This window comes from Tabrizicola fusiformis, assembly GCF_013328815.1.
GTDB lineage: Bacteria > Pseudomonadota > Alphaproteobacteria > Rhodobacterales > Rhodobacteraceae > Fuscibacter.
In genome coordinates this window covers 32,146-56,189 of sequence record NZ_JABUHN010000004.1, presented here as the reverse complement: position 1 = coordinate 56,189, position 24,044 = coordinate 32,146, and the positions used below count along the sequence as shown (strand labels likewise).

At 64.6% G+C, this 24,044-nt stretch carries 27 protein-coding genes; 15 read left to right on the top strand and 12 right to left on the bottom strand.

Annotated elements, in window-relative coordinates:
• The first annotated feature begins 99 nt into the window (after positions 1-99).
• The 4 genes from HS053_RS07410 (at position 100) to HS053_RS07395 (ending at position 4,702) form a co-directional block, all read left to right on the top strand.
• On the top strand, positions 100-714 hold the full coding sequence (locus tag HS053_RS07410; protein WP_174210594.1) for a CDP-alcohol phosphatidyltransferase family protein: 615 nt from the start codon (positions 100-102) through the stop codon (positions 712-714).
• Between the two features lie 125 nt (positions 715-839).
• The gene (locus HS053_RS07405; protein ID WP_174210593.1) at positions 840-1,469 is read left to right on the top strand and encodes an ATP-dependent Clp protease proteolytic subunit; all 630 of its coding nucleotides are present in this window, start codon (positions 840-842) and stop codon (positions 1,467-1,469) included.
• Positions 1,470-1,588: 119 nt separating this feature from the next.
• Positions 1,589-2,857 carry an ATP-dependent Clp protease ATP-binding subunit ClpX gene (gene clpX, locus HS053_RS07400; RefSeq protein WP_174210592.1) on the top strand — a complete coding sequence of 423 codons (1,269 nt, stop codon included), beginning with the start codon at positions 1,589-1,591 and terminating at the stop codon, positions 2,855-2,857.
• A 108-nt stretch (positions 2,858-2,965) separates the two neighbouring features.
• Positions 2,966-4,702 carry a hypothetical protein gene (locus tag HS053_RS07395; protein WP_174210591.1) on the top strand — a complete coding sequence of 579 codons (1,737 nt, stop codon included), beginning with the start codon at positions 2,966-2,968 and terminating at the stop codon, positions 4,700-4,702.
• On the opposite strand, the gene HS053_RS07390 is transcribed toward HS053_RS07395, so the two are convergent.
• The gene (locus HS053_RS07390; protein ID WP_174210590.1) at positions 4,669-4,959 is read right to left on the bottom strand and encodes a DUF2218 domain-containing protein; all 291 of its coding nucleotides are present in this window, start codon (positions 4,957-4,959) and stop codon (positions 4,669-4,671) included. The genes HS053_RS07395 and HS053_RS07390 overlap by 34 nt on opposite strands.
• 196 nt (positions 4,960-5,155) lie before the next feature.
• On the opposite strand from HS053_RS07390, the gene HS053_RS07385 reads away from it, so the two are divergent.
• Genes HS053_RS07385 through HS053_RS07375 form a run of 3 tightly spaced genes read left to right on the top strand, consistent with a single transcriptional unit; the run spans position 5,156 to position 6,440 of the window.
• Positions 5,156-5,530, top strand: coding sequence for an NADH:ubiquinone oxidoreductase subunit NDUFA12 (locus HS053_RS07385; RefSeq protein ID WP_174210589.1), 375 nt, complete (start codon positions 5,156-5,158; stop codon positions 5,528-5,530).
• Positions 5,530-6,000 (top strand): outer membrane lipid asymmetry maintenance protein MlaD, encoded by a 471-nt coding sequence (gene mlaD / locus HS053_RS07380; protein ID WP_174210588.1) that lies wholly within the window; start codon positions 5,530-5,532, stop codon positions 5,998-6,000. The genes HS053_RS07385 and mlaD overlap by 1 nt, the downstream gene beginning before the upstream one ends.
• Positions 5,997-6,440: a DUF2155 domain-containing protein gene (locus tag HS053_RS07375; protein ID WP_174210587.1), complete on the top strand. Its 444-nt coding sequence runs from the start codon at positions 5,997-5,999 to the stop codon at positions 6,438-6,440. The genes mlaD and HS053_RS07375 overlap by 4 nt, the downstream gene beginning before the upstream one ends.
• Here HS053_RS07375 and aat read toward each other — a convergent pair.
• Together aat and mnmA are read right to left on the bottom strand one after the other, a co-directional pair.
• On the bottom strand, positions 6,323-7,054 hold the full coding sequence (aat, locus tag HS053_RS07370; RefSeq protein WP_174210586.1) for a leucyl/phenylalanyl-tRNA--protein transferase: 732 nt from the start codon (positions 7,052-7,054) through the stop codon (positions 6,323-6,325). The two genes, HS053_RS07375 and aat, sit on opposite strands and share 118 nt — an antisense overlap.
• Positions 7,036-8,172: a tRNA 2-thiouridine(34) synthase MnmA gene (gene mnmA / locus HS053_RS07365; RefSeq protein WP_174210585.1), complete on the bottom strand. Its 1,137-nt coding sequence runs from the start codon at positions 8,170-8,172 to the stop codon at positions 7,036-7,038. Before mnmA ends, aat begins: the two co-directional genes overlap by 19 nt.
• A 129-nt stretch (positions 8,173-8,301) precedes the next feature.
• On the opposite strand from mnmA, the gene sciP reads away from it, so the two are divergent.
• From sciP to HS053_RS22495, 5 genes are all read left to right on the top strand, one after another.
• A complete protein-coding gene (sciP, locus tag HS053_RS07360; RefSeq protein ID WP_174210584.1) occupies positions 8,302-8,580 on the top strand; it encodes a CtrA inhibitor SciP in 279 nt (92 codons plus the stop codon).
• Positions 8,581-8,675: 95 nt separating this feature from the next.
• Complete coding sequence (gene ctrA, locus HS053_RS07355; protein ID WP_174210583.1) at positions 8,676-9,386, top strand: response regulator transcription factor CtrA; 711 nt, start codon at positions 8,676-8,678, stop codon at positions 9,384-9,386.
• 54 nt (positions 9,387-9,440) lie between these two features.
• A complete protein-coding gene (gene ligA, locus HS053_RS07350) occupies positions 9,441-11,684 on the top strand; it encodes an NAD-dependent DNA ligase LigA (RefSeq protein ID WP_458358884.1) in 2,244 nt (747 codons plus the stop codon).
• Positions 11,681-13,765 carry an ATP-dependent DNA helicase RecG gene (recG, locus tag HS053_RS07345; RefSeq protein ID WP_174210582.1) on the top strand — a complete coding sequence of 695 codons (2,085 nt, stop codon included), beginning with the start codon at positions 11,681-11,683 and terminating at the stop codon, positions 13,763-13,765. The genes ligA and recG overlap by 4 nt, the downstream gene beginning before the upstream one ends.
• A 107-nt stretch (positions 13,766-13,872) precedes the next feature.
• Positions 13,873-13,995, top strand: coding sequence for a hypothetical protein (locus HS053_RS22495; RefSeq protein WP_277817045.1), 123 nt, complete (start codon positions 13,873-13,875; stop codon positions 13,993-13,995).
• Positions 13,996-14,116: 121 nt separating this feature from the next.
• On the opposite strand, the gene HS053_RS07340 is transcribed toward HS053_RS22495, so the two are convergent.
• Complete coding sequence (locus HS053_RS07340; protein ID WP_174210581.1) at positions 14,117-14,545, bottom strand: iron-sulfur cluster assembly scaffold protein; 429 nt, start codon at positions 14,543-14,545, stop codon at positions 14,117-14,119.
• Positions 14,546-14,607: 62 nt separating this feature from the next.
• Between HS053_RS07340 and hisI the strand changes: the two genes are divergently transcribed.
• Positions 14,608-14,967, top strand: a complete 360-nt coding sequence (gene hisI / locus HS053_RS07335; RefSeq protein WP_174210580.1) for a phosphoribosyl-AMP cyclohydrolase — start codon at positions 14,608-14,610, stop codon at positions 14,965-14,967.
• A gap of 69 nt (positions 14,968-15,036) precedes the next feature.
• Here the strand turns inward: hisI and gluQRS are convergent, their stop codons facing one another.
• The 6 genes from gluQRS to gyrA all read right to left on the bottom strand — a co-directional run bounded on the left by gluQRS (position 15,037) and on the right by gyrA (position 20,962).
• Positions 15,037-15,852, bottom strand: coding sequence for a tRNA glutamyl-Q(34) synthetase GluQRS (gene gluQRS, locus HS053_RS07330; RefSeq protein WP_174210579.1), 816 nt, complete (start codon positions 15,850-15,852; stop codon positions 15,037-15,039).
• Complete coding sequence (gene trmFO, locus HS053_RS07325; RefSeq protein ID WP_174210578.1) at positions 15,840-17,168, bottom strand: methylenetetrahydrofolate--tRNA-(uracil(54)-C(5))-methyltransferase (FADH(2)-oxidizing) TrmFO; 1,329 nt, start codon at positions 17,166-17,168, stop codon at positions 15,840-15,842. The genes gluQRS and trmFO overlap by 13 nt, the downstream gene beginning before the upstream one ends.
• Positions 17,169-17,288: 120 nt before the next feature.
• Positions 17,289-17,666, bottom strand: coding sequence for a DoxX family protein (locus HS053_RS07320; protein ID WP_174210577.1), 378 nt, complete (start codon positions 17,664-17,666; stop codon positions 17,289-17,291).
• Between the two features lie 106 nt (positions 17,667-17,772).
• Positions 17,773-18,069 (bottom strand): hypothetical protein, encoded by a 297-nt coding sequence (locus HS053_RS07315; RefSeq protein WP_174210576.1) that lies wholly within the window; start codon positions 18,067-18,069, stop codon positions 17,773-17,775.
• The gene (locus tag HS053_RS07310) at positions 18,066-18,251 is read right to left on the bottom strand and encodes a hypothetical protein (protein ID WP_174210575.1); all 186 of its coding nucleotides are present in this window, start codon (positions 18,249-18,251) and stop codon (positions 18,066-18,068) included. Before HS053_RS07310 ends, HS053_RS07315 begins: the two co-directional genes overlap by 4 nt.
• The gene (gyrA, locus tag HS053_RS07305) at positions 18,251-20,962 is read right to left on the bottom strand and encodes a DNA gyrase subunit A (RefSeq protein WP_347233305.1); all 2,712 of its coding nucleotides are present in this window, start codon (positions 20,960-20,962) and stop codon (positions 18,251-18,253) included. Before gyrA ends, HS053_RS07310 begins: the two co-directional genes overlap by 1 nt.
• Before the next feature lie 194 nt (positions 20,963-21,156).
• Here gyrA and HS053_RS07300 point away from each other — a divergent pair, with 194 nt between their 5' ends.
• A complete protein-coding gene (locus HS053_RS07300) occupies positions 21,157-21,423 on the top strand; it encodes an usg protein (RefSeq protein WP_458358883.1) in 267 nt (88 codons plus the stop codon).
• 98 nt (positions 21,424-21,521) lie between these two features.
• Here HS053_RS07300 and HS053_RS07295 read toward each other — a convergent pair whose 3' ends face one another.
• Both HS053_RS07295 and rocF read right to left on the bottom strand, forming a co-directional pair.
• Entirely contained in the window at positions 21,522-22,565 is a 1,044-nt protein-coding gene (locus tag HS053_RS07295) for an ornithine cyclodeaminase (protein WP_174210572.1), read from the bottom strand.
• 8 nt (positions 22,566-22,573) lie between these two features.
• On the bottom strand, positions 22,574-23,497 hold the full coding sequence (rocF, locus tag HS053_RS07290) for an arginase (protein ID WP_174210571.1): 924 nt from the start codon (positions 23,495-23,497) through the stop codon (positions 22,574-22,576).
• A 111-nt stretch (positions 23,498-23,608) separates the two neighbouring features.
• Between rocF and HS053_RS07285 the strand changes: the two genes are divergently transcribed.
• Positions 23,609-24,040: an Lrp/AsnC family transcriptional regulator gene (locus HS053_RS07285; RefSeq protein ID WP_174210867.1), complete on the top strand. Its 432-nt coding sequence runs from the start codon at positions 23,609-23,611 to the stop codon at positions 24,038-24,040.
• Positions 24,041-24,044: the final 4 nt, after the last annotated feature.

Below are 24,044 nucleotides of genomic sequence, written 5' to 3'. Positions count from 1 at the left end.
TTCCTTTCGCTCTTCCGGGCAAAGGGATACGAAACCCAAAGGGCCCGGCGCAACCGAATCCACCCCGAAACCACCCGGCCCACGCAGAGGTGATGTGCCATGCTTGACCGCCATATCCGCCCGCTGATCGACCCGGTTCTGAACCGGCTGGGCGCGCGCGTCGCCCATCACGGCATCAGCGCCAATGAGGTGACGCTGGCCGGGCTTGGCTTTGGCCTTGCGGCGGCGCTGATGCTGGCGCTGGGGCTGCCCGGCGTGCTGGCGCTGGTGCCCTTGCTGATCGGGCGGGTGCTGGACGGGCTGGACGGGGCAGTTGCGCGCGCCAGCGGCGGGAAAAGCGAGTTCGGCGGCTATCTCGACCTTCTGTGTGACTTTGCCTTTTACGGCGCGGTGCCGCTGGCCTTTGCGTTGCGAGAGGGGGGCAATGCCCCGGCGGCGGCCTTTCTTCTGGCCGCCTTCTATGTCAACGGGGCGAGCTTTCTGGGCTATGCCGCGCTGGCCGCCAAGCGCGGCATAGAAACGACGGCGCAGGGGGTGAAGTCGCTCTATTATTCGGCGGGGCTGCTGGAGGGCACGGAAACCGTGCTGTTTTTTGTCGCCCTCTGTCTCTGGCCCGAGGCGTTCCGGCCGCTGGCACTGGGGTTTGGCCTGTTGTGCCTTGTGACCGCAACGGCGCGGGCACTGATGGCGCGGCGGGTGTTCGGCGGGGCGTGAGGCAGAGTCGGGGTTTACCCCGACTCCGCTCGAGGCCGGGTGCCCTTGCAGCCCCCGGCGCGCGACACTAAGACTCTGGCAAGCATCCGGCGATAAAGCTTCGAACATCAGCAGGCAGGTTTGACATGAGAGACCCGGTTTCCACGTTCTACAACTTCATCATCCCGACGGTCGAAGAAACCTCGGCACGTGGTTCGATCCGCTATGACATCTTCTCGCGCCTGTTGAAGGAGCGGATCATTTTCGTCGCGGGCCCCGTGCATGACGAGATGGCCACGATCATCGTGGCACAGCTTCTGTTCCTTGAGGCGGAAAATCCCTCGAAGGAAATCTCGATGTATATCAACTCGCCCGGCGGCGTGGTGACATCCGGCATGTCGATCTATGACACGATGCAATACATCAAGCCCAAGGTTTCGACGGTCTGCATCGGGCAGGCGGCTTCGATGGGCTCGCTTCTGCTGACGGCGGGCGAAAAGGGGATGCGTTTCAGCCTGCCCAACAGCCGCATCATGGTTCACCAGCCTTCGGGCGGCTATCAGGGGCAGGCGACCGACATCCTGATCCACGCCCGCGAGACCGAGCGGCTGAAGCAGCGCCTGAACGAGGTCTATGTCAAGCACACCGGCAATGACTATGACAGCGTGGTCAAGGCGCTGGAGCGCGACAACTTCATGTCGGCCGAAGAGGCAAAGGACTGGGGCCTGATCGACGAAATCGTGGCGCCGCGCGACAAGGCCAGCGTTTCGGCCTGACAGCAAGACCCTCCCCCCGGGCGGTCATCCGCCGGGGGGATTTCAGGTTGTGGCGGCGCGGGCCTTGGCCTAGACTTTCAACAGGCATCCGGGTCACCGGGAATATGCAGAGGATACCAATGGCAACGAACTCGGGCAGCGACAGCAAGAATACCCTCTACTGCTCGTTCTGCGGCAAGAGCCAGCACGAGGTGCGCAAGCTGATCGCAGGGCCGACCGTCTTCATCTGCGACGAATGTGTCGAACTCTGCATGGACATCATTCGTGAAGAAACCAAGACAACCGGCCTGAAATCGACCGACGGTGTTCCGACGCCGCGCGATATCTGCAAGGTGCTGGACGATTATGTGATCGGCCAGATCCATGCCAAGCGCGTGCTGTCGGTGGCGGTGCATAACCACTACAAACGGCTGAACCACTCGGGCAAGTCGGGTGAGGTGGAACTGTCCAAGTCGAACATCCTGCTGATCGGCCCCACCGGCTGTGGCAAGACGCTTCTGGCGCAGACGCTGGCGCGGATTCTGGATGTGCCCTTCACCATGGCCGATGCCACGACCCTGACCGAAGCCGGCTATGTCGGGGAAGATGTCGAAAACATCATCCTGAAACTGTTGCAGGCATCGGAATACAACGTCGAACGGGCGCAGCGCGGCATCGTCTATATCGACGAGGTGGACAAGATCACCCGCAAGTCGGACAACCCCTCGATCACCCGCGACGTGTCGGGCGAGGGGGTGCAGCAGGCGCTGTTGAAGATCATGGAAGGCACCGTGGCCTCCGTTCCGCCGCAGGGCGGGCGCAAGCATCCGCAGCAGGAATTCCTGCAGGTGGACACCACCAACATCCTCTTCATCTGCGGCGGCGCCTTTGCGGGCCTCGAGAAGATCATCGCGCAGCGCAACAAGGGTTCGGGCATCGGCTTTGGCGCCGAGGTGAAAGACCCCGACGCGCGCGGCGTGGGCGAACTCTTCAAGGAGCTTGAGCCGGAAGACCTGCTGAAATTCGGGCTGATCCCGGAATTCGTCGGCCGCCTGCCGGTGCTGGCCACCCTGACCGACCTTGACGAAGCGGCGCTGGTCACCATCCTGACCGAGCCGAAGAATGCGCTGGTCAAACAGTATCAGAAGCTGTTCGACATCGAAGGCGTCAAGCTGACCTTCACCGCCGATGCGCTGACCGCCATTGCCAAGCGCGCCATCAAGCGCAAGACCGGCGCGCGGGGCCTGCGCTCGATCATGGAAGACATCCTTCTGGACACCATGTTCGAACTGCCGGGGCTGGATGGGGTCGAAGAGGTGGTGGTCAACGAAGAGGCGGTGAACAACGGTGCCAAGCCGCTGATCGTTCACGCGGAGACCAAGAAGAAAGAACCGGCCAGCGCCGGTTGAACCGCAGACAGCGGGCAGAAAAGGCGGGCCATCGGCCCGCCTTTTTCATTGCAGCCGGCGCAGAAGAAGATTTTTCTGCGAAAAATCTTCGGCTTGCAGGAGGTGGCGGTGAACGATCTTCCCAAGGGTGCTGATCTTCTGGCGGCGGGCCGGGCGCTGGCGCGGGATTGGCGGCTGGGGCCATCGGCCTTTCTGGCGCAATATGGCGTGGGTTGCGAAGCCGATTACAAGCGCGCGGCGATGGCCGAAGGCCGGGTGATGTGTCATGCCCAGATCGGCTGGCGCGCGCCGGCCAAGTCGATCCGCGCCTATCACGACATCTGGCTGGCCTGTGACAAGGCGGGGCATCGGGTGGACCGCTATGGGCTTTGCCTTGACTGGTCGATGGCGCTGCCCCGGGCGGTCCGCGCCAGGGCGCAGCGTGGCACCGGCATGATTTTGCCGGGGGTCGAGGATTTCGTGGCGCTGGCCAATGCCGCGCCTGTGGCGGCGCATTTCGGCGATTTCGTGCTGGGTTTTCCGGCAGCGGTAGAAAACACCCAAGCCGCACTGGCGGCGGGGGCCACGGCAATCGGCAACCTTGGGCAGTATTTCACCTTTCGCGTGCCGGGCCACGACGACGATGTGCAGGCGACCGCCGCCACGGTGACCGCGCTTGGCCTGATTGCGGCGCAAGAGGTGCCGGTGATGGTGCATTCCAACATCGACGATGGTTTTGCCGCGCAATTCACCGATCTTGCCAATGCGCTGGGGATGATTCTGGTCGAGCGGGACATCGTCACCCGGCTGATCGGCGCCGAAATCGGCCATGCCTTTGGACACCATTTCAGCGATCCTTTGGCGCGCATGGCCTTTCAGCGCGCTTTGGCCGAAGAGGGGGCATCCCCCGGCACCATGGTTTACGGCAACACCACAAGCTACCGTGGCCAGCCGGCGCAGAACGGGGCCAGCCTTGCCTCTTATCTGATGGTCGATGCGCTGGGGCAGCGGCTCTGGCCGTCGGGCCATGCCATCAACCCGGTGCCGGTGACCGAGAACGAGCGGATCCCCGAGGTGCAGGAGGTGATCGAGGCGCAGCTTTTCGCCGGGCGGCTGATCGAGCAATCGGCGGGCTGGCCGGGGCTGATCGACCCGGAGGCTGTGGGGCGGCTGACGGCGCGGCTGCGTGCGGGGGCAGGGCGGTTCCGTGCGGCGCTCTGGGCCGGGCTGGCCGAGGCGGGGGTGGATTGCACCGATGCTTTCGCGGTTCTTCTGGCGCTGCGCCGCATGGGCGGGCGGCGGATAGAGGCGGCTTATGGTGCGGGCCTGCCTGATGCGCGGGCCATGGGCGGGCGCGTGCCGGTGGTGCCCGCCACGATCCTGACCGAGATCGCGGAAATGTCACACGCCGCGCTGGCCGGGACCGATCCGGCGCTGCACCCGAACGTGCGCGGCCTGCGGGTGCTGGTCGCCACATCCGACGTGCATGAGCATGGCAAGATGCTGATCGACGAGATGTTGCGGCAGTTGGGGGCCGAGGCGCTGGACGGCGGCACCTCCACGGACCCCGGCCCGCTGGCAGCGCTGGCCGAGGCGCTGCGGCCCGATGCGATTGCGATTTCCACCTATAACGGCGTGGCGCTGGCCTATTATCAGGCGCTGAAGGCGGCGTTGGCAGCGCGGGGACTGGCGCTGCCGGTGCTGATCGGCGGGCGGTTGAACCAGATCCCCGAAGGCTCCAACTCCAGCCTGCCGATGGATGTCGGTGACATGCTGGCGGCCGAAGGCGCCGTGGTCTGCCGTGCCGCGGCAGACCTGTTGCCCGCGCTGGCCTATGTGCGCGCCGGTTGCCAGCCCAGCGTCTGAAACGCCTCACGGAAGGCGAAAGGCGCCAGATGGCGGTCGATCACCGATTGGGCGCGCGTGATCCCTTCGGCATCCGGGGCGGTGACGGTGACCGTCAGGGTCGCGTCATCGGCGGTCAGATCGACCGGACCCAAAGGCAAAGCCACGCGGCCCTGTGTGGTGTCATGGCTGACATCGACTTTGTGGGCGAAGTGTTTGCACAGTTGTTGCAGGTATTTCGAGGCATGGGCGGTGGCGAATGTGCCGGTGGATTGCATGGGCGTCGTCCTGTTCTGATCTGTTATGACTTAGTGAAACGCTCAGAAAATACAACTCCGTCGCTGAAAGTCGGGCGCTGAAAGTCGGGCGCGGAAAATTGCGGCCTTTTGCCGGGGCCGCCGCCGGGGCCTTGCGAAGGCTGGACCTTGGGGGCGCGGCTGCTATAAGGGGCGAAACAGCCTGACGAGGTGCCTGATGTATTTCCTTCTTCGCCTTCTGACCTGGTGGAACAGCCAGACCATCGGCACCCAGATTTTCACCGCCCGCAAGGGCGTCCGGGTGGGCGAGGATGAGCAGGGCAACGTCTTTTACCAGACCCGCGACGGCAAGCGCCGCTGGGTGATCTACAATGGTGAAACCGAGGCGTCGCGCGTGTCGCCCGATTGGCATGGCTGGCTGCATTTCACCTGGGACGAACCGCCGACCAAGGCGCCGCTCACGCACAAGTCTTGGGAAAAGCCGCATCAGGAGAATCTGACCGGCACGGTTGCCGCCTATGCCCCGCCCGGCTCGATCCGCCGCGCCGCGCCGGTGACGCGCGGCGATTACGAGGCGTGGCAGCCGGAATAATGGCCGAGAACCGTGCAGAAGTTCTGGCGGGTGCCGCGGTTCTGGCCGCGGCAGTTGCCTTTGTCCTTTACGCCGCAGGCGGTGACCGGCTGAAGGCGGGGGGGGGCACCTATCCGCTGACCGCCTCTTTCCGCTCGGTCGAGGGGATTTCGGTCGGCTCGGATGTGCGGCTGGCAGGGGTCAAGGTCGGCACCATCACCAGCCTGACGCTGAACCCGCAGACCTATTTCGCCGATGCCGAAATCGCGCTGGACCGTTCGGTGCAACTGCCCGACGATTCGGCGATCCTTATTTCCTCCGAGGGGCTTTTGGGCGGCAATTTCGTCGAACTGGTTCCGGGTGGTTCCCCCGATAACCTGATGCCCGGGGCCGAGATCGAGGATACCCAGGGCGCGGTCAGCCTGATCACGCTTCTGATGAAATTCGTCGGTGCGAAATCGGGCGATCCCGTGCCGGGGGCAGCACCGTGAACGTCCGGGCGGGGTTTTGGGCGGCGGCATTTGTTCTGGCGGCCGGCCCGGCGCTGGCGCAGATCACCGATGCTACGGGCGCGCGGCTGCGGTTGCTGGACAAGCTGACCGGCGAAATCAGCGACATGACGCTGGCCAATGGCCAGAGCCAGACTGTGGCCCGGCTGACGGTGCAGGTCGATGCCTGCCGCTATCCAGCCGACAATCCCACTGCCGAAGCCTATGCCCATCTGACGATTCACGACGTGGCGGCCCCCGATCCTGTCTTCAAGGGCTGGATGGTCGCCTCGTCTCCGGGCCTCTCGGCGCTGGACCATCCGCGCTATGACGTCTGGGTGCTGCGCTGTGACGTGCCCGATCTGGTGCTGCCCGATGTCGCCCCGGCCCCGGAAGAGGACGGCACGGGCGAGGGCGCCGCGACCGAAGACGGCAACGGCTGATACCCCGGCGGGGCAAAGTCGGCCTGCAACGGCAGCGCACGCTGCAACAGCCGGTGATAGGCCGCGCGGGGAATTTCCACCGCCCCAAGGCTGGCCAGATGCGGCGTCAGGAATTGCGTGTCGAACAGGGCGAAGCCACCCGCCCGCAGCCGGTGCATCAGCCAGGCCAGCGCAAGCTTTGACGCATTGGTGGCACGGGAGAACATCGATTCCCCCATGAAAGCGCCGCCAAGGCTGACGCCGTAAACCCCGCCGATCAGGGCGCTGTTCCGCCAGACCTCCAGCGAATGCGCATGGCCCTGCCGGTGCAGCGCCAGATAAAGGGCCGTGATTTCCGGGTTAATCCAGGTTTCCGCCCGCTCGGCGCAACCAGCGACCACACCCGCGAAATCGCGGTTCACCGTCACCTGATAATCCGCCCGCAGGATCGCCCGGCGCAGGCTGTGCGAGATGTGAAAGCCTTCCAGCGGGAAGATGCCGCGCCGGCGCGGGTCGATCCAGTGCAGATCGGTCGCGTCCCGGCTTTCGGCCATGGGAAACAGGCCCATGGCATAGGCCCGCAGCAAAATCTCGGGCGTGACCGCGGGCGATGCGGTCAGTTCCGGCCCCGCCATATCCAGCCCCCGCCAAAGATGCGGCTGCCTTCGGGCGCATAAAAGACGCAGGCTTGCCCGGCCGAAACCCCATCCTCCGGGTCGAGCAGTTCCACCTCTGCCTCGGTCGCCGAAAGCGGGCGGATCACCGCCGGGCGCGGCGGGCGGGTGGAGCGGACCTTGACGTTCAGATGCCATTCCGCGCGGCTGTCAAAGGCTTCGTCGCCCAGCCAGTTGATCTCGCGCAGCGCCACCTTGCGTGTGGAAAGCGCCTCTTTCGGCCCGACGATCACCCGGCGCGTTTCCGGGTCCAGCCGGACGACATAGAGCGGCTCGCCCAGCCCGCCGATGCCCAGCCCCTTGCGCTGGCCGATCGTGTAATGGATCACGCCGCGATGGGCGCCCAGCACATTGCCCGCCATATCCACAATCTCGCCCGGGTCCGCAGCACCCGGGCGCAGCTTTTCGATCACGGCCGCGTAATTGCCGTTCGGCACAAAGCAGATGTCCTGACTGTCGGGCTTGTCGGCCACCGGCAGGCCGTATTTTGCCGCCAAAGCCCGGGTTTCCGCCTTTGACGCCAGATGGCCCAGCGGAAAGCGCAGAAAATCAAGCTGTTCCGCCGTGGTCGAGAACAGGAAATAGCTTTGGTCGCGGTTCGCGTCGGTCGCCTGATGCAGTTCCGGGGCGGCACCCATCTTGCGCTGAATGTAATGGCCGGTGGCCATGCAATCGGCGTTCAGATCGCGGGCGGTGGCCAGCAGATCCTTGAACTTCACCCGTTCGTTGCAGCGGATGCAGGGCACCGGCGTTGCCCCCGCCAGATAGGCATCGGCAAATTCCTCGATCACCGCTTCGCGGAAGGTGTTTTCATAATCAAGGACATAGTGGGGAAAGCCCATGGTTTCGGCCACGCGCCGCGCGTCGTGAATGTCGCGCCCGGCACAGCAGGCGCCCTTTTTCGCCAGCGCCGCCCCGTGATCATAAAGTTGCAGCGTGACGCCCACCACGTCATAGCCCTCTTCGGCCAGCATCGCCGCCACGACCGAGGAATCGACGCCGCCCGACATCGCCACGACAACGCGCGTATCGGCAGGGGGCTTGGCAAAGCCAAGCGAGTTCATTGGATGGTCGCGCAAGGGGGTGTTCCGGGGAATGGTCCGTGGGTTCCTGCGCAATATAGGAAAATGCTGTCTACTCTCAACCCCCGCGCTTCACGCTTGCTTAAGGACGATGCCTCAGGATCGCGCAGGATGAAGGGGAGTGCCATGTATCTCAAACGTGTCGATGGCCCGCGCCAGGTGACGCTGCCCGACGGCAGCATCCTGACCCGTGCCGACCTGCCGCCGCCCGATACCCGCCGCTGGGTGGCCAGCCGCAAGGCCGTGGTGGTCAAGGCGGTGATCTATGGTCTGATCGCCGAGGGGGAGGCGCTGGAACGCTATGACCTCTCGGAGGAGGAGTTTGCCCTCTGGCGGCAGGCGGTGGAACGCCATGGCGACAAGGCGCTGCGCGTGACCACTTTGCAGAAGTATAGACAACTTTAGATTGTTTTCCACTTTCGTTCTGGCAGAGTAACCTAAGGTTAACCATTGGCCCCCACAGTCGTTAACGAAGACGGTTTCTGACGGAGCTTTGACAGATGCGAATCCTGTTGGTTGAGGACGATCCGACCACCTCCCGCAGCATCGAACTGATGCTGACCCATGCCAACCTCAACGTCTATTGCACCGACGTGGGTGAAGACGGCATCGATCTGGCCAAGCTTTACGATTACGACCTGATCCTGCTGGATCTGAACCTGCCCGACATGTCCGGGCATGAGGTGCTGCGCCAGCTGCGTCTGGCGCGGGTGGAAACGCCCATCCTCATCCTGTCGGGCTCAGACGATACCGAGAACAAGATCAAGGGTTTCGGCTTTGGCGCCGATGATTATCTGACCAAACCGTTCCACCGTGAGGAATTGGTGGCCCGCATCCATGCCATCATCCGCCGGTCAAAGGGCCACAGCCAGTCGATGATCAAGACCGGCCGGGTGAATGTGAACCTCGACGCCAAGACGGTCGAGGTAGACGGGCGCACGGTGCATCTGACGGGCAAGGAATATCAGATGCTGGAACTGCTTTCGCTGCGCAAGGGCACCACGCTGACCAAGGAGATGTTCCTTAACCACCTCTACGGCGGTATGGATGAGCCGGAACTGAAAATCATCGACGTTTTCATCTGCAAGTTGCGCAAGAAGCTGGCCGAGGCGACGGGCGGGCAGAATTACATCGAAACCGTCTGGGGCCGCGGCTATGTGCTGCGCGATCCGGGGCCGGGCACGCCCGCCCGCATTGCCGCCAGCGCCTGACTTTACCTTGCGCGCCCGGCCCCCTAGGTTCGGGGGGAACAGAGGGGATGCGCGATGGACGCCAAGCCAGTGGATCAGATGAACGAGGCCGAAGCGCGGGCCGAACTGGCCCGGCTGGCTGCGGCTCTGGCGCAGGCGAACACGGCCTACCATGCGCTCGACGCGCCCGAGATATCGGATGCGGAGTATGACGCCCTGAAACGGCGCAATGCCGCGGTCGAGGCGGCCTTTCCCGCACTGAAGCGCAGCGATTCGCCCAGCGATCAGGTCGGCGCCGGTCCGGCTGAGGGCTTTGGCAAGATCACCCATGCCGTGCCGATGCTCTCGCTGGAAAATGCCTTTGAAGACGGTGACGTGGCCGATTTCGACGACCGGGTGCGCCGTTATCTCAACCATGACGGCCCGCTTTCCTATACGGCCGAACCGAAGATCGACGGGCTTTCTCTGTCGCTGCGCTATGAGGGCGGGGCTCTGGTGCAGGCCGCAACCCGTGGCGATGGCGAGGTGGGCGAGAATGTCACCGAAAACGCCCGCACCATCGCCGATATTCCGCAGCACCTGACCGGCGCGCCCGAGGTGCTTGAGGTGCGGGGCGAGGTCTATATGTCCCACGCCGATTTCGCCGCCCTGAACGACCGGCAGGCGGCCAAGGGCGACAAGACCTTTGCCAATCCGCGCAACGCCGCCGCGGGCAGTCTGCGCCAACTGGATGCCACGATCACCGCCGCCCGGCCGCTGCGGTTTTTCGCCTATGCCTGGGGGGCGCTGTCGGACCCTCTGGCAACCACGCAAAGTGGCGCCATTGCGCGGCTCAACGCCTTGGGGTTTCAGACAAATCCCCTGACGGTCCTGTGCAGCTCCCCGGCCGAAATGCTGGCACATTACCGCAGGATCGAGGCGCAGCGCGCCACGCTTGGCTATGACATCGACGGCGTGGTCTACAAGGTGGACGATCTGGCGCTGCAGGCGCGGCTGGGGTTCCGGTCAACCACGCCCCGCTGGGCGATTGCGCATAAATTTCCCGCCGAACTGGCCTGGACCACGCTTCTGGGCATCGACATTCAGGTGGGCCGCACCGGCGCGCTGTCGCCGGTGGCGCGGCTGGCGCCGGTAACGGTGGGGGGCGTGGTGGTCTCCAACGCCACGCTGCACAACGAAGATTACATCGCGGGCCGCGATTCCTCGGGCGCGCCGATCCGCGGCGGCAAGGATATCCGCGTGGGGGATTGGGTGCAGGTGTACCGCGCCGGGGATGTCATTCCGAAGATCGCCGATGTTGATCTGACGCGCCGCAACAACGATGCGCAAGCCTTTGTCTTTCCTGATATTTGCCCCGAATGCCAAAGCCCCGCCGTGCGTGAGGAGGGGGATTCGGTCCGCCGCTGCACCGGCGGCCTGATCTGCCCGGCGCAGGCGGTGGAGCGGCTGCGGCATTTCGTGTCGCGCGGCGCCTTCGACATCGAGGGGCTGGGCATCAAACAGGTGGAAATGTTTTTCAAAGATACCGATCTGCCGGTGAAAACCCCCGCTGACATCTTTACCCTTGCCGCAAGAGACGCGGCCAATCCGCTGAAAAAACTGAAGAACCGGGATGGGTTCGGCGAAACCTCGGTGGCCAAGCTGTTTGCCGCCATCGAGGCCCGGCGCAGCATTCCGCTCGACCGGCTGATCTTTGCCCTTGGCATCCGCCATGCGGGCGAGGCGGCGGCGGCCGACCTTGCCCGCCATTACGGAAGCTGGGCGGCGCTGACCCAGGCGCTGGACCTTGCCCGCCCGGCCGCGCTGGCCCACCGCGCCGCCGATGCCGCCGTGGAGGCCGAACGCGCCGCGGCCCGCACCGAAAATCGCCGGGCGCGGCTGACCGAGCTGCGCAAACCCCTGCTCGATGCCGCGCCGGAGGCGGCCCGTGCCGCCTGGACCGATCTGGTCGGCACCGATGGCATCGGGCCGGTTCTGGCGCTGTCGTTGTCGGATGCCTTCGCCAATCCGGTGGAGCGGGCCGAAATTGACCGGCTGGCGGCACAATTGACCATCCTGCCGCCGCCGCGCCGCCAGACCGAAGGCAGCCCGATCGCCGGAAAAACCCTCGTCTTCACCGGCACGCTGGAGAAAATGTCGCGGGCCGAGGCCAAGGCGCGGGCCGAGGCTTTGGGGGCCAAGGTGGCCGGTTCGGTCAGCGCCAAAACCGATCTGCTGATCGCCGGTCCTGGCGCCGGCTCCAAGGCCAGGGATGCCGCCCGGCTGGGCATCGAGGTGATCGACGAGGACGCCTGGCTTGCGCTGGCCGCGCAGGGATGAGCCGTCCGGTCCCGCTTTTCCCGCTGTTTGCGGAGCTTGAAACGCTGGAGGGTGTCGGCGCCAAGACCGCCCGCGCCTTTGCCGCGCTGGGGGTGGCGCGGCCCAAGGACTTGCTCTTCCTGCTGCCGCATTCCGCAGTTGACCGCAGCCGCAAGGCCAGTGTCCGCGAGGTGGTACCACCCTGCACGGTGACGGTTGAGGTGGAGGTCGGCCTGCACCAGCCGCCGCGCACCAAGGGGCGGCCATACCGGATTTTCGTTCGGGATCAGATGCTTGAGTTTCAACTGGTCTTCTTCCATGCCCGCGCCGACTATCTGCAGAAGCTGTTGCCGACCGGACAGCGCCGTCTGGTGTCCGGCAAGGTCGAACTTTTCGACGGCATCGCGCAGATGGTCCACCCCGACCATGTGCTGCGCCCCGAAGAGGCTGCCGAACTGCCGGAGTTTGAGCCGGTCTATCCCCTGACCGCCGGCATCACGCAAAAGCTGGTGGCCAAGGCGGTGGCGGGGGCGCTGCGGCGGGTGCCGGAGTTGCCGGAATGGATCGACGGCCCGCTTCTGGCGCGCGAAGGCTGGCCGGGGTGGAACCGCGCGCTCTGCGAGATCCACGCGCCTGCGGGTGCGGCCGACCTTGCCCTGACCGCGCCCGCCCGGCAGCGGCTGGCCTATGATGAGATGTTTGCCCATCAGGTGACCCTTGCGCTGGCCCGCGCCACCCTGCGCCGCGCCAAGGGGCAGGTGACACGCGGCAACGGCGTCTTGCAGGCCAAGGTGTTGAAAAGCTTGCCTTACGCGCCCACCGGCGCCCAGACCCGTGCGCTGGCCGAAATCGCGCAGGATATGGAAAACCCGTTGCGGATGAACCGGCTGTTGCAGGGCGATGTGGGGGCGGGCAAGACCTTGGTCGCCTTCCTCGCGCTGCTGATCGCGGTCGAGGCGGGCGGGCAGGGCGTGATGATGGCGCCGACCGAAATTCTGGCGCGGCAACACCATGAGGGGCTGGCCCCGCTGGCCGCCGCCGCCGGGGTTCGGCTTGACCTCTTGACCGGGCGCGACAAGGGGGCGGAGCGGGCGGCCAAGCTCGCTGCGCTGGCCGATGGCCGGTTGCAGATTCTGGTCGGCACCCATGCGGTGTTTCAAAAGGATGTGGCCTTCCACGACCTGCGGCTGGCCGTGGTGGATGAGCAGCACCGTTTCGGCGTGGCACAGCGGATGGAACTGGGCGCCAAGGGGGCGGCGGCGGATGTCCTGGTGATGACGGCCACCCCCATTCCGCGCAGCCTTGCGCTGGCCAGCTATGGCGACATGGACGTTTCGGTGCTGGATGAAAAGCCTGCGGGCCGTAAACCGATCCGCACCGCGCTGATTTCCGATGCGCGGATGGAGGAGGTGGTCGGCCACCTCATCCGCGCGGTGGCCGAGGGGCGGCAGGTCTATTGGGTCTGCCCACTGGTCGAGGAATCCGAACTCGTCGATTATGCCAGCGCCGAGGAACGTTTTGCCAGCCTGCGCGCGGTGCTGGGCGAGGTGGTCGGGCTGGTCCATGGCCAGATGCCGCCTGCCGAAAAGGATGCCGCCATGGCGCGGTTCGTGGCCGGCGACACCAAGGTTCTGGTGGCGACCACGGTGATTGAGGTGGGCGTGAACGTGCCCAATGCCTCGATCATGGTGATCGAGCGGGCCGAGATTTTCGGTCTTGCCCAGTTGCACCAGTTGCGCGGCCGGGTCGGGCGGGGCACGGCAGACTCCACCTGCCTGTTGCTCTATCAGGCGCCGCTTTCGGAAACCGCCGAGCGGCGGCTGAAGGTGATCCGCGACAGCGAAGACGGCTTTCGCATTGCCGAGGAAGATCTGGCGATCCGCGGCGCGGGCGATCTGATCGGCACGGCGCAATCCGGCCTGCCGCGCTTTCGCGTGGCCGATCTGGAGCGGCAGGCCGGGCTGATGGCGGTGGCGCAGACCGATGCCCGCCGCCTTCTGGCCGATGACCCCGGTCTGACCGGTCCGCGCGGCAAGGCGGTGCGGTTCCTGCTCTGGCTTTTGGATCAGGACCGGGCGATCCGGCTGATCTCTGTCGGCTGACCGGCAGCTTTGCCCCCCATGTGACCTCTTTGTTCGCATATGTTCCGCAAAAGTTCTTGACGATTCGTGAATCACATGAGAACAATCGGGCAACATAGGAGGAAGCCATGCTGGAAGAGATCGCCGATATCCTGAACCGCTCGCGCGCCACGCTGATTGAGGATGCGCTTGGCGTCCTCTCGCTCTTTGCTTTGCTTTATGTCGGTCTGTCGCTGACCGGCGCTGTCTGAAGTCTGCCTGCGATCTTGCCCCGCCGGGCCTGCATCCTGCCCCGGATGCGCGGCTGTCCCCGCCGCTGCCTGGCTCAAGACGCCACTTGCCGCCGCCAGCCCCGCTGTGCGGCGGCTTTTTCTATCCGGCTGCCGCGGCGCAGGTCGCCTCCAGCGCCAGAAGGATCGAGGCGTGGCGGTTCTTGTAGTCGCGTGCGGGCAGCAGCACCTGATAGCCGTCAAAGGGCGCCGCGGGCACCGGGCCACCGTCCTTCAACATGGCGGCGAGCGCATCGCGCGCCGTTTCCAGTTCGGCAAGGCTGCGGCCCAGCACCACGCCTCCCAGAATGGCTGCCGAAGCCTGACCCAGCGCGCAGGCTTTCACATCCTGCGCGAATGCGGCCACCCGGCCATCCTGCATCACCAGATCGACCGTCACGGTTGACCCGCACAGCGGGCTGCGCTTTTTCGCGCTGCCGCTGGGTTCGGCCAACCGCCCCAGATGCGGGATCGAGGCCGCCAGTTGCAGGATCTGGCCGGAGTAAAGCTTGATCAGGTCGCTGTCGCTCATGGCTTCCCCTTTGCTCTGCGCCAAGATAAGCCCTCGCCCAGGAAACGCCAAGGAGCTGCCCGATGTCCTTCGACCCGGCAAGCCTAAAGTATGACGCCAACGGCCTGATCCCCTGCATCGCCCAAGAGGCGGCGACGGGGGAAATCCTGATGTTCGCCTGGATGAATGCGCAAAGCGTGGCGGAGACGCTGAAAACCGGGCGGGTGACCTATTGGAGCCGCTCGCGCCAGAGCTTCTGGATCAAGGGCGAAAGCTCGGGCCATGTGCAGCGGCTGATCGAACTGCGCCTCGACTGCGACCGTGATTGCCTTTTGGCGCTGGTGGCGCAAGAGGGGCCGGCCTGCCACACCAACCGGCGCAGTTGTTTCTACACGGCGATCCGGGGCGGTGAGGAAGTGGAGATCATGGCGCCGATGGCGTGACGGAAAATCCTTGGAAGGATCTTCCAAATTCCTTCCAAGGAATTTGCAGGTTTCTTGCAAGAAACCTGGCTACAGCCCCACCAGCCGCCGGATATCCCCCGGCGTCGCCCCCTCGGCCCGGTATTTTGCCAAGGCGCGCGCATCGTCGCGCTTTGCCAGCCGCTTGCCCTGAGCGTCGCGGATCAGGCGATGGTGGTGATAGGCGGGGGTGGGCAGGCCCAGAAGCCGTTGCAGCACCACATGAATTGCCGTCGCCTCGAACAGGTCTTCGCCGCGGGTGACCTCGGTGATGCCCTGCGCGGCATCATCCACCACCACCGCCAGATGATAGGCCACACCGATATCCTTGCGCGCCAGCACGATATCGCCCACCTCGCGGACCATCCGGCCCGCGTCAAAGCGGTGCAGCCCGGGCCGGGTGCCGGTATCGGTGAAAAAGACATCCCCCAGCCGCGCCATCGCCGCGCCCATGTCCAGCCGCAGGGCGCCCGCGCCATGCCTCTTACCCCGGCAGGTGCCCGGATAGACCGGCCCATCGGGCCCGATCTGCGCGCCCTCCTGAGGTGCCGACAGAGCCGCCCGGATATCGCCGCGGGTGCAGGTGCAATGATAGGTCAGCCCCGACTGGGACAGGTGTGCAAGGGCCGCCTCATAGACTGTCGGCCGTTCGGACTGCCGCATCACCGGGGTTTCCCACCTCAGCCCGAGCCAGCGCAGATCGTCATAAATCGCCGCCTCCCATTCGGGTTTGCAGCGGGCGCGGTCGATATCCTCGATCCGCAGCAGGAAACGCTCGCCCCGTTCCGCCGCGACCAGCGCCGCATAGGCATGGCCCAGATGCAAGGGCCCGCTGGGCGAGGGGGCAAAGCGCGTTACCCGAGCCACCCGGCAAACGCCTCCTTGGCGCGGTCGGTATAGGCTTTGTAACGGTCCTTGCGGCCCCGGCGCCCGCCCTTGGCATCAATCGGCGGGAAGAGGCCAAAGTTCACGTTCATCGGCTGGAAGGTCTTCGCTTCGGCCCCGCCAGTGATGTGGGTGATCAGCGCGCCCGTGGCGGTTTCGGGCGGCGGCGGCGGCAGATCGCGCCCGAGCAGCTCGGCCGCCGCCATCCGCCCGGCCAGAAGGCCCATGGCCGCGCTTTCGACATAGCCTTCGACCCCAGTGATCTGCCCGGCAAAGCGGATGTTGGGCCGCGATTTCAGCCGCATCCGGTCGTCCAGCAGCGTGGGAGAGTTGATGAAGGTGTTGCGGTGAATGCCGCCCAGCCGGGCAAAGCTGGCATCGTGCAACCCCGGAATCATCCTGAAAACATCGGTTTGCGCGCCATACTTCATCTTGGTCTGAAAGCCGACGATGTTATAGAGCGTACCCAGCTTGTTGTCGCGGCGCAGTTGAACCACGGCATAGGGCTTCTTTTCGGAATGCGGGTTGGTCAGGCCGACCGGCTTCATCGGGCCAAAGCGCAGCGTCTCGCGCCCGCGTTCGGCCATCACTTCGATCGGCAGACAGCCGTCGAAATATCCGGCGGTTTCGCCCTCATGAAACTCGGTCTTTTCGGCGGCAAGCACGGCGTCGATGAAGGCTTCATACTGCGCCTTGTCCATCGGGCAGTTCATATAGGCGGTCTGTTCTTCGGCCGTTTCGCCCTTGTCATAGCGGCTCTGCATCCAGGCCACCGACATATCGACGCTTTCGGCATAGACGATGGGGGCGATGGCGTCGAAAAACGCCAGCGCCTCGGCCCCGGTCGCCGCGCGGATGCTTTCCGCCAGCGCGCCCGAAGTCAGCGGGCCGGTGGCGATGATCCAATGGCCCTCCTGCGGCAGTTCGGTGATTTCGCCCTCGGCCACCGAGATCAGCGGATGTGCCCGCAACCGCGCCGTAACCGCCTCGGCAAAGGGATCGCGGTCCACGGCCAAAGCACCGCCCGCAGGCAGCCGGTGCGCCTCGGCCATTTCCATGACCAGCCCGCCCGCCGCCCGCATTTCCCAATGCAGAAGGCCCACGGCATTCCGCTCATGATCATCCGAGCGGAAGGAGTTCGAACAGACCATCTCGGCGAAAAGCCCGGTCCGGTGGGCGAAGGTGCCGACCTTGGGTCGCATTTCGTGGATCACCACGGGCAGGCCCATGTTGGCCGCGGCCCAAGCCGCTTCGGAGCCGGCCATGCCGCCGCCGACGATGTGAAGTGTCTCTGTCATGCCCCGGATTTAGGGGGTTTCAGCCCGGAAGGAAAGCCTGACCACCGGGAAAGCAGGGACCGGAACGCAAAGACCCGGAGGATGCGATCCCCCGGGTCTTCTGAAAGCCGCGCCTGAAACTTACGCCTTGTCGAGCGCCGGTTTGCCCGCGCCATGGGCAAAGACCATCAGGAAGCCACCGGCCAGCCCGAGGTTTTTCAGGAACATGATGCTTTGCACCTGATCGGCAAAGTTGAAGTGGTAAAGCAGTGCCGTCACCACACAGAACGCGGCGGCCAGCAGCGCCATGATCCGGGTCTGGAAGCCGATGATCATCGAAACGCCGACAGCGATTTCAAACAGGATCGCCGGCCATGCGAGGAAGCCGGGCAGGCCGCCCATGCCGAGGTAGCCGGCAAAGCCTTGCACATCGCCCAGCTTGCCAAGGCCGCCGACGATAAACAGCGCCGACAGCAGCAGCCGGGCGATGAAGGGGGTGTAGGTGGTGAATTTGTCCATGATCTGATCCTTGTCTCACCCGGTTCGGGCATGACGCTCAGATACATGGTGCGAAGATTCGCATATATACCGATGGCCGCAGGCGAGACGTGCAGAGATGCACCGATCAGCCTTGCGTCAGTGCCTGCCGTTCGTCGGCGACAAAGGCGGCCTGATCCACGGCCGGACGGCCCAGTTCCGCGGCCTTGTCAAAGAAACCCCGGGCGGGCAGGGCGCTGCCCCGCGCAGACACCACCACGGCGCAGAAGGGGCGGCCAAGGGCGGCATCCTCTTCCATCAGGGCCTCAAGCGCGGCGGTCAGTTCGCCCATCCGCAGGCCAAGGTCACGGGCGAGGGCGCCGTAGCTGGTGGTCTCGTGCCGCGCGGCCAGTTCGGCCAGCCGCGCGGCGATGATCAGACTCACTTGGGCCTGGCCTCCAGTGACGCGACAATCCTTTCGTTGCTCTCTGCGATCCGCAGCAGCAACGCATTGTTTTCATGGATCATCTTTCTTGACCATTCCTGCCTTTGCCGAAAGCCGCGCAGGAAGAAAATCCAGACGCCGACCAAAATGATGAACGGCAGCCAAAGCTTCAAGAGTTCCATCACTCATTCCCCTGTTCGGCCACGCGGGCGACCGAAACCACCTGTTCGTCGCCGCCGGTGTTGAACACCTTCACCCCGCCCGCCGAGCGCGAGCGGAAGCTGATCTGCGCCACCGGCACCCGGATCGACTGGCCGGTCGAGGTGGCCAGCATGATCTGGTCGGTCATCTCCACCGGGAAGCTGGCGACCAGCGGCCCGCCGCGCATCGCCCCATCCATCGCCTTCACGCCCATGCCGCCGCGTCCGCGCACCGGGTAATCATGGCTGGACGACAGCTTGCCGGAACCCGAGGTGGTGATCGTCAGGATCAGGTCTTCGGCCGCCGACATTTCGGCATAGCGTTCGGGCGAGAGGTTGCCTGCGGGCACCTCTTCCTCGTCATCCGCCTCCGTTTCGTCGGTGACCCCGGCCATCAGGCGGCGCTGCTTGAGATAGGCGGCCCGTTCATCCGGTTCAGCCTCAAAATGGCGGATGATCGCCATCGAGACCACCGCATCCCCCTCGGCCAGACGGATGCCGCGCACGCCGGTCGAGCCGCGCGATTTGAATACCCGGATTTCCGTGGTCGAAAACCGGATCGCCCGGCCCAGACGGGTGACCAGCATCACATCGTCGGTATCGTCGGCAATGGCGGCATTCACCAGCGAAACGCCCTCCGGCAGCTTCATGGCAATCTTGCCGTTGCGCAGGACATTGGTGAAATCCGACAGATCGTTCTGCCGCACATCGCCGTCGCTGGTGGCGAAGACGATTTGCAGATTGGCCCAATCCTCCTCGGGCACATCCACCGGCATTAGCGCGGCAATCGACACGCCCGGCGCAATCGGCAGGATGTTGACCATCGCCTTGCCCTTGGCGGTGCGCCCCGCCAGCGGCAGGCGCCAGGTCTTCATCTTGTAGACCATGCCATCGGTGGTGAAGAACAACAGTGCCGTATGGGTATTGGCCACGAAGAGCGTGGTCACCACATCATCTTCCTTGGTCGCCATCGAGGCGAGGCCCTTGCCGCCGCGGTTCTGGCTGCGGAATTCGGCCAAGGGCGTGCGCTTGATATAGCCGCCCGAGGTGATGGTGACGACCATATCCTCGCGCTCGATCAGGTCTTCGTCTTCCATATCGCCCGACCAATCGACAATCTCGGTCCGGCGTGGCACGGCGAAAAGCTGTTTGACCTCAAGCAGTTCGGCGGAAATGATTGCCATGATCCGCTCACGGCTTCCCAGGATTTCAAGGTAATCCTTGATCTTGCCCGCCAGTTCCTCAAGCTCGTCGGTGACTTCCTTGACGCCAAGTGCCGTCAGCCGTTGCAGCCGCAGTTCCAGAATGGCCCGCGCCTGCACTTCCGACAGGTTATAGGTGCCATCCTCGTTCATCGTGTGGGTTGGATCGTCGATCAGCCGGATATAGGCGGCGATGTCATGCGCGGGCCAGCGCCGCGTCATCAGTTTTTCGCGCGCTTCGGCAGCATCGGCAGAGGCGCGAATGGTGCGGACCACCTCATCCACGTTTGAGACCGCCACAGCCAGACCGCACAGCACATGGCTGCGCTCACGCGCCTTCTTCAGTTCAAAGGCGGTGCGGCGGGCGACAACTTCCTCGCGGAAGGTGATGAAATTGCTCAGAAAGTCGCGCAGGGTCAGTTGCTCGGGCCGCCCGCCGTTCAAGGCCAGCATGTTGCAGCCGAACGAGGTCTGCATCGGGGTAAAGCGGTAAAGCTGGTTCAGCACCACATCCGGCGTCGCATCGCGCTTCAGTTCAATCACCACGCGCACACCGATCCGGTCGCTTTCATCGGCGACGCCGGAAATGCCTTCCAACTTCTTCTCGCGCACCTGCTCGGCGATGATCTCGATCATCCGGGCCTTGTTGACCTGATAGGGCACCTCGTCGATCACGATGGCCCAGCGGTCCTTGCGGATTTCCTCGATATGGGTTTTCGCCCGGATGATGACCGAACCGCGCCCCTCAAGATAGGCTTTGCGCGCGCCCGAACGGCCCAGAATCTGCGCCCCGGTGGGAAAATCCGGCGCCGGGATATGCTCCATCAGTGCTTCCATGCTGATGTCGGGGTTTTCGATCATCGCCAGCGTGCCGTCGATCACCTCGCCCAGATTGTGCGGCGGAATGCGGGTGGCCATGCCGACCGCAATGCCCTCGGCACCGTTGACCAGCATATTCGGGAAACGAGCAGGCAGAACGGTCGGCTCGCGGTCCTTGCCGTCGTAATTGTCCTGAAAATCGACGGTATCCTTGTCGATATCGGCCAAGAGATAGGCCGCCGGCTTGTCCATCCGCACTTCGGTATAGCGCATGGCCGCCGCCGCATCGCCATCCATCGAGCCGAAATTGCCCTGACCGTCCAAGAGCTTGAGGCTCATCGAAAAGGGCTGCGCCATCCGCACCAGCGCGTCATAGATCGCGCTATCGCCGTGGGGGTGGTATTTCCCCATCGTGTCGCCCACCGGGCGCGCCGATTTGCGATAGGCCTTGTCATGGCTGTTGCCGCTTTCGGCCATCGCAAACAGAATGCGCCGATGCACGGGTTTCAGCCCGTCGCGCAGGTCGGGAATGGCGCGGGAGACGATCACGCTCATCGCATAGTCGAGATAGGCCGTCCGCATCTCTTGCGAGATATCCACCTGCGGGCCGTGATAGGTCGGCCGCTCCGGGGTTTCTCCGGTCTTTTCAAGGTCTTCGGGGCTATCGGTCACGTTGGCTTTGCCTTTCCGGCAGGGGTCCAGATATTGTTGGCCAGACCTTACACCATGCAAGCCATGGGGTGCAATGCCGCGGGCGCATTGCATTGGCAGCCAGCGGCCCATAGTGCCAACAGATTGTTTTCATTGAAACTTAATCCGATTCTGCCAAGCTGGCCCAAGGGGGAGCCGGAACAGGAGACATGCGGATGCAGAACGAGACGGAACTGATGCTGCGGGGATATGGTCTGACCACGGCGGAACTTTACTACCGGATGCCGGATTATCGCAATGTTCTCAACAGCTTCCTCTGGCAAGCCTATGATCTGGCCCCCGATTACCCCGAGCTTTTCCGTTTCATCGAATTCTGGCAGGAGCAGATCGACGGCCCGCTGCATTCGGTCCGCTTCACGCATCGCAAACTGATTGCGCCCGGCGAATGGCGCCATGTGGTCAAAGAGTTCCGCCTGCATTAGCGGCAGGCTGAGGGATTGGGCGCATCCGTAGGATGGGCAATATTGCCCATCCTACGATCCGAGGACCGGCAATTCGGGCTGGGCACAATCGCGCGGTATCAGGCCGCGCGCATCACCATGCCGAACAGGTCGCGCGGATCATCGGGGTCCGCGATCATGTCCAGTTGCTCGGCCAGTCCGGTTTCGGCCAGCTTGCGCCGGACATAGCGCAGGGCCGAAAAATCCTCGATGGCGAAACCCACCGAGTCAAACAGCGTCACCTCTGCCGCCGACTGCCGCCCCGGCGCCTGGCCCGCGATCACCTGCCACAGCTCGCGCACCGGATGCTCGGGCGGCAGTTGCTGAATCTCGCCCTCGATCCGGGTCTGGGGCGGATATTCCACGAAAATTTCGGACCGCAGCAGGATGTCGCGGTGCAGCTCGGTCTTGCCCGGGCAATCGCCGCCGACCGCATTCAGATGCACCCCGGCGCCCAGCATGTTGTCGGTCAGGATGGTGGCATATTGCTTGTCGGCGGTGACCGTGGTGACGATCTGCGCCCCCAAAATCGCCTCTTCCGCGCTGGCGCAGGACACCACCCGCAGCCCGCGCCCGGCCAGATTGCGCGCGCATTTCGCGGTGGCTGCCGGGTCGATGTCGTAAAGCCGCACTTCCGTCACGCCGCAGACGGCACCGAAGGCCAGCGCCTGAAACTCGGCCTGCGCGCCGTTGCCGATCAGGGCCATGCAGTCCGCCCCCTTAGGCGCCAGCCATTTCGCTGCCATCGCACTGGTCGCCGCCGTGCGCAGCGCGGTCAGGATGGTCATTTCCGACAGGAGCAGCGGATAGCCGGTGCCGACATCCGCCAGAAGGCCAAAGGCCGTCACCGTCTGCAACCCCCGCCGCATGTTCGACGGATGGCCGTTGACGTATTTGAAGCCATAGGTCTCACCGTCCGAGGTCGGCATCAGTTCGATCACCCCGACATCGGAATGGCTCGCCACGCGGGGCGTCTTGTCGAAGAGGGGCCAGCGGCGGAAGTCGGCCTCGATCTCCTCCACCAGATCGGTCATGAACCGTTCAATACCAATGGCATGGACCAGCCGCATCATATTGGCGACCGAAACGAAAGGCACAAAAGCCTGCGGCGAGGGGGCGTTCATAACAGACCTCAGAAACTGCGGGTGGGGCGGTCGAACACCTTGCGGCCCATGAGAGAGCCGACCAGATCGACCATCAGCTTGGCCGTCTTGCCGCGTTCGTCCAGAAAGGGGTTCAGCTCGACCAGATCGAGCGAGGTGACAAGGCTGCTTTCATGCAGCAATTCCATCACCAGATGCGCCTCGCGGAAGGTGGTGCCACCGGGAACCGTGGTGCCGACGGCCGGCGCGATGGAAGGGTCGAGGAAATCGACATCGAGGCTGACATGCAGCATCCCCCCCGCCTCGCGCACCATGGTCAGGAATTCGCGCAGGGGGGCAACGATGCCCCGTTCGTCCAGCACGCGCATGTCGTTGATGGCAATGTCATGGCGCAACAGGGCGGTATGTTCGGCGGCATCGACCGAGCGGATGCCGTAAAGGCAAATCCGCTCTGCCGGGATCGGCGCGGGGAAGGGCGGGAAGGCGTCAAACCCCTCGCGCCCGGCGATATAGGCAACCGGCGTGCCGTGCAGATTGCCGCTTTCGGTGGTCAGGGGCGTGTGGAAATCGGAATGCGCATCCAGCCAGAGCAGGAAGAGGGGCCGCGCCTGTCGCTGGGCATAGGCCGCAGCCCCGGCGACCGAGCCGAGCGCAAGGCTGTGATCGCCGCCCAGAACGATGGGCAGCGCGCCCTGCGACAGGGCATCATCCACCTTGTCGGCCAGCACCTCGGTCCAGCCGATGCATTCGGCCAGCGAATGCACCGCCGGATTGGCGCAGGTGGCCGGGCGAAGGTCGGGCAGGGTCATGTCGCCCCAATCCTCCACCCCGTGGCCCAGTTCCGAAATCGCCCGCGCCAGACCTGCCACGCGATAGGCGGCAGGCCCCATCAGACAACCGGGGCGGCGCTGGCCTTCGTCGATGGGCGCACCGATGAGGATGGTTCTGGGCATGGCTCTCTCCTGGGCTTTGGAACAGGGTGTTTTCATCTTGCGCCAGATCATAGCGGAATTTATGACGTTTCGATAAGAGATTTGACCAAAGCGGAGGATGGATTGGCCGATCTGGACGAAGTGGACCAAAGGCTGATCGCCGAATTGCGCCGCGACGGGCGTGCGGCGCTGTCCGATCTGGCCGACCGGCTGGGTCTGGCGCGGGGCACGGTGCGGACCCGGATGGAGCGGCTGGTGGCGCGGGGCGAAATCGCCGGGTTTACCGTTCTGACGCGGGGCGATGTCACGGCGGCGCCGGTGCGCGGGCTGATGATGATCGGGATCGAGGGGCGCGGCGGCGAAAAGGTGATGGCGCGGTTGCAGGGCATCCCGGCGGTGATGGCGGTGCATTCGACCAATGGCAAATGGGATCTGATCGCCGAATTGGCGACGCAGACCCTGCTGGAGCTGGACGAGGTGATCCACCGCATCCGCAGCATCGACGGCGTGATGACCAGCGAGACCAACCTTCTGTTGTCCACCCGCCGCGCGGGTCGCCGTTAGGATG

What these genes read in the sequence shown, in the direction of transcription:
- hisI (WP_174210580.1), top strand. Translation starts at nt 14,608, where the DNA reads ATGTCCTTCGACCCGGCAAGCCTAAAGTATGACGCCAACGGCCTGATC.
- aat (WP_174210586.1), bottom strand. Translation starts at nt 7,054, where the DNA reads ATGGCGGGGCCGGAACTGACCGCATCGCCCGCGGTCACGCCCGAGATT.
- sciP (WP_174210584.1), top strand. Translation starts at nt 8,302, where the DNA reads ATGTATCTCAAACGTGTCGATGGCCCGCGCCAGGTGACGCTGCCCGAC.
- HS053_RS07310 (WP_174210575.1), bottom strand. Translation starts at nt 18,251, where the DNA reads ATGGAACTCTTGAAGCTTTGGCTGCCGTTCATCATTTTGGTCGGCGTC.
- HS053_RS07405 (WP_174210593.1), top strand. Translation starts at nt 840, where the DNA reads ATGAGAGACCCGGTTTCCACGTTCTACAACTTCATCATCCCGACGGTC.
- recG (WP_174210582.1), top strand. Translation starts at nt 11,681, where the DNA reads ATGAGCCGTCCGGTCCCGCTTTTCCCGCTGTTTGCGGAGCTTGAAACG.
- HS053_RS07410 (WP_174210594.1), top strand. Translation starts at nt 100, where the DNA reads ATGCTTGACCGCCATATCCGCCCGCTGATCGACCCGGTTCTGAACCGG.
- HS053_RS07385 (WP_174210589.1), top strand. Translation starts at nt 5,156, where the DNA reads ATGTATTTCCTTCTTCGCCTTCTGACCTGGTGGAACAGCCAGACCATC.
- ligA (WP_458358884.1), top strand. Translation starts at nt 9,441, where the DNA reads ATGGACGCCAAGCCAGTGGATCAGATGAACGAGGCCGAAGCGCGGGCC.
- ctrA (WP_174210583.1), top strand. Translation starts at nt 8,676, where the DNA reads ATGCGAATCCTGTTGGTTGAGGACGATCCGACCACCTCCCGCAGCATC.
- rocF (WP_174210571.1), bottom strand. Translation starts at nt 23,497, where the DNA reads ATGCCCAGAACCATCCTCATCGGTGCGCCCATCGACGAAGGCCAGCGC.
- mlaD (WP_174210588.1), top strand. Translation starts at nt 5,530, where the DNA reads ATGGCCGAGAACCGTGCAGAAGTTCTGGCGGGTGCCGCGGTTCTGGCC.
- trmFO (WP_174210578.1), bottom strand. Translation starts at nt 17,168, where the DNA reads ATGACAGAGACACTTCACATCGTCGGCGGCGGCATGGCCGGCTCCGAA.
- HS053_RS07390 (WP_174210590.1), bottom strand. Translation starts at nt 4,959, where the DNA reads ATGCAATCCACCGGCACATTCGCCACCGCCCATGCCTCGAAATACCTG.
- HS053_RS07320 (WP_174210577.1), bottom strand. Translation starts at nt 17,666, where the DNA reads ATGGACAAATTCACCACCTACACCCCCTTCATCGCCCGGCTGCTGCTG.
- HS053_RS07295 (WP_174210572.1), bottom strand. Translation starts at nt 22,565, where the DNA reads ATGAACGCCCCCTCGCCGCAGGCTTTTGTGCCTTTCGTTTCGGTCGCC.
- HS053_RS07300 (WP_458358883.1), top strand. Translation starts at nt 21,157, where the DNA reads ATGCAGAACGAGACGGAACTGATGCTGCGGGGATATGGTCTGACCACG.
- HS053_RS07340 (WP_174210581.1), bottom strand. Translation starts at nt 14,545, where the DNA reads ATGAGCGACAGCGACCTGATCAAGCTTTACTCCGGCCAGATCCTGCAA.
- HS053_RS22495 (WP_277817045.1), top strand. Translation starts at nt 13,873, where the DNA reads ATGCTGGAAGAGATCGCCGATATCCTGAACCGCTCGCGCGCCACGCTG.
- clpX (WP_174210592.1), top strand. Translation starts at nt 1,589, where the DNA reads ATGGCAACGAACTCGGGCAGCGACAGCAAGAATACCCTCTACTGCTCG.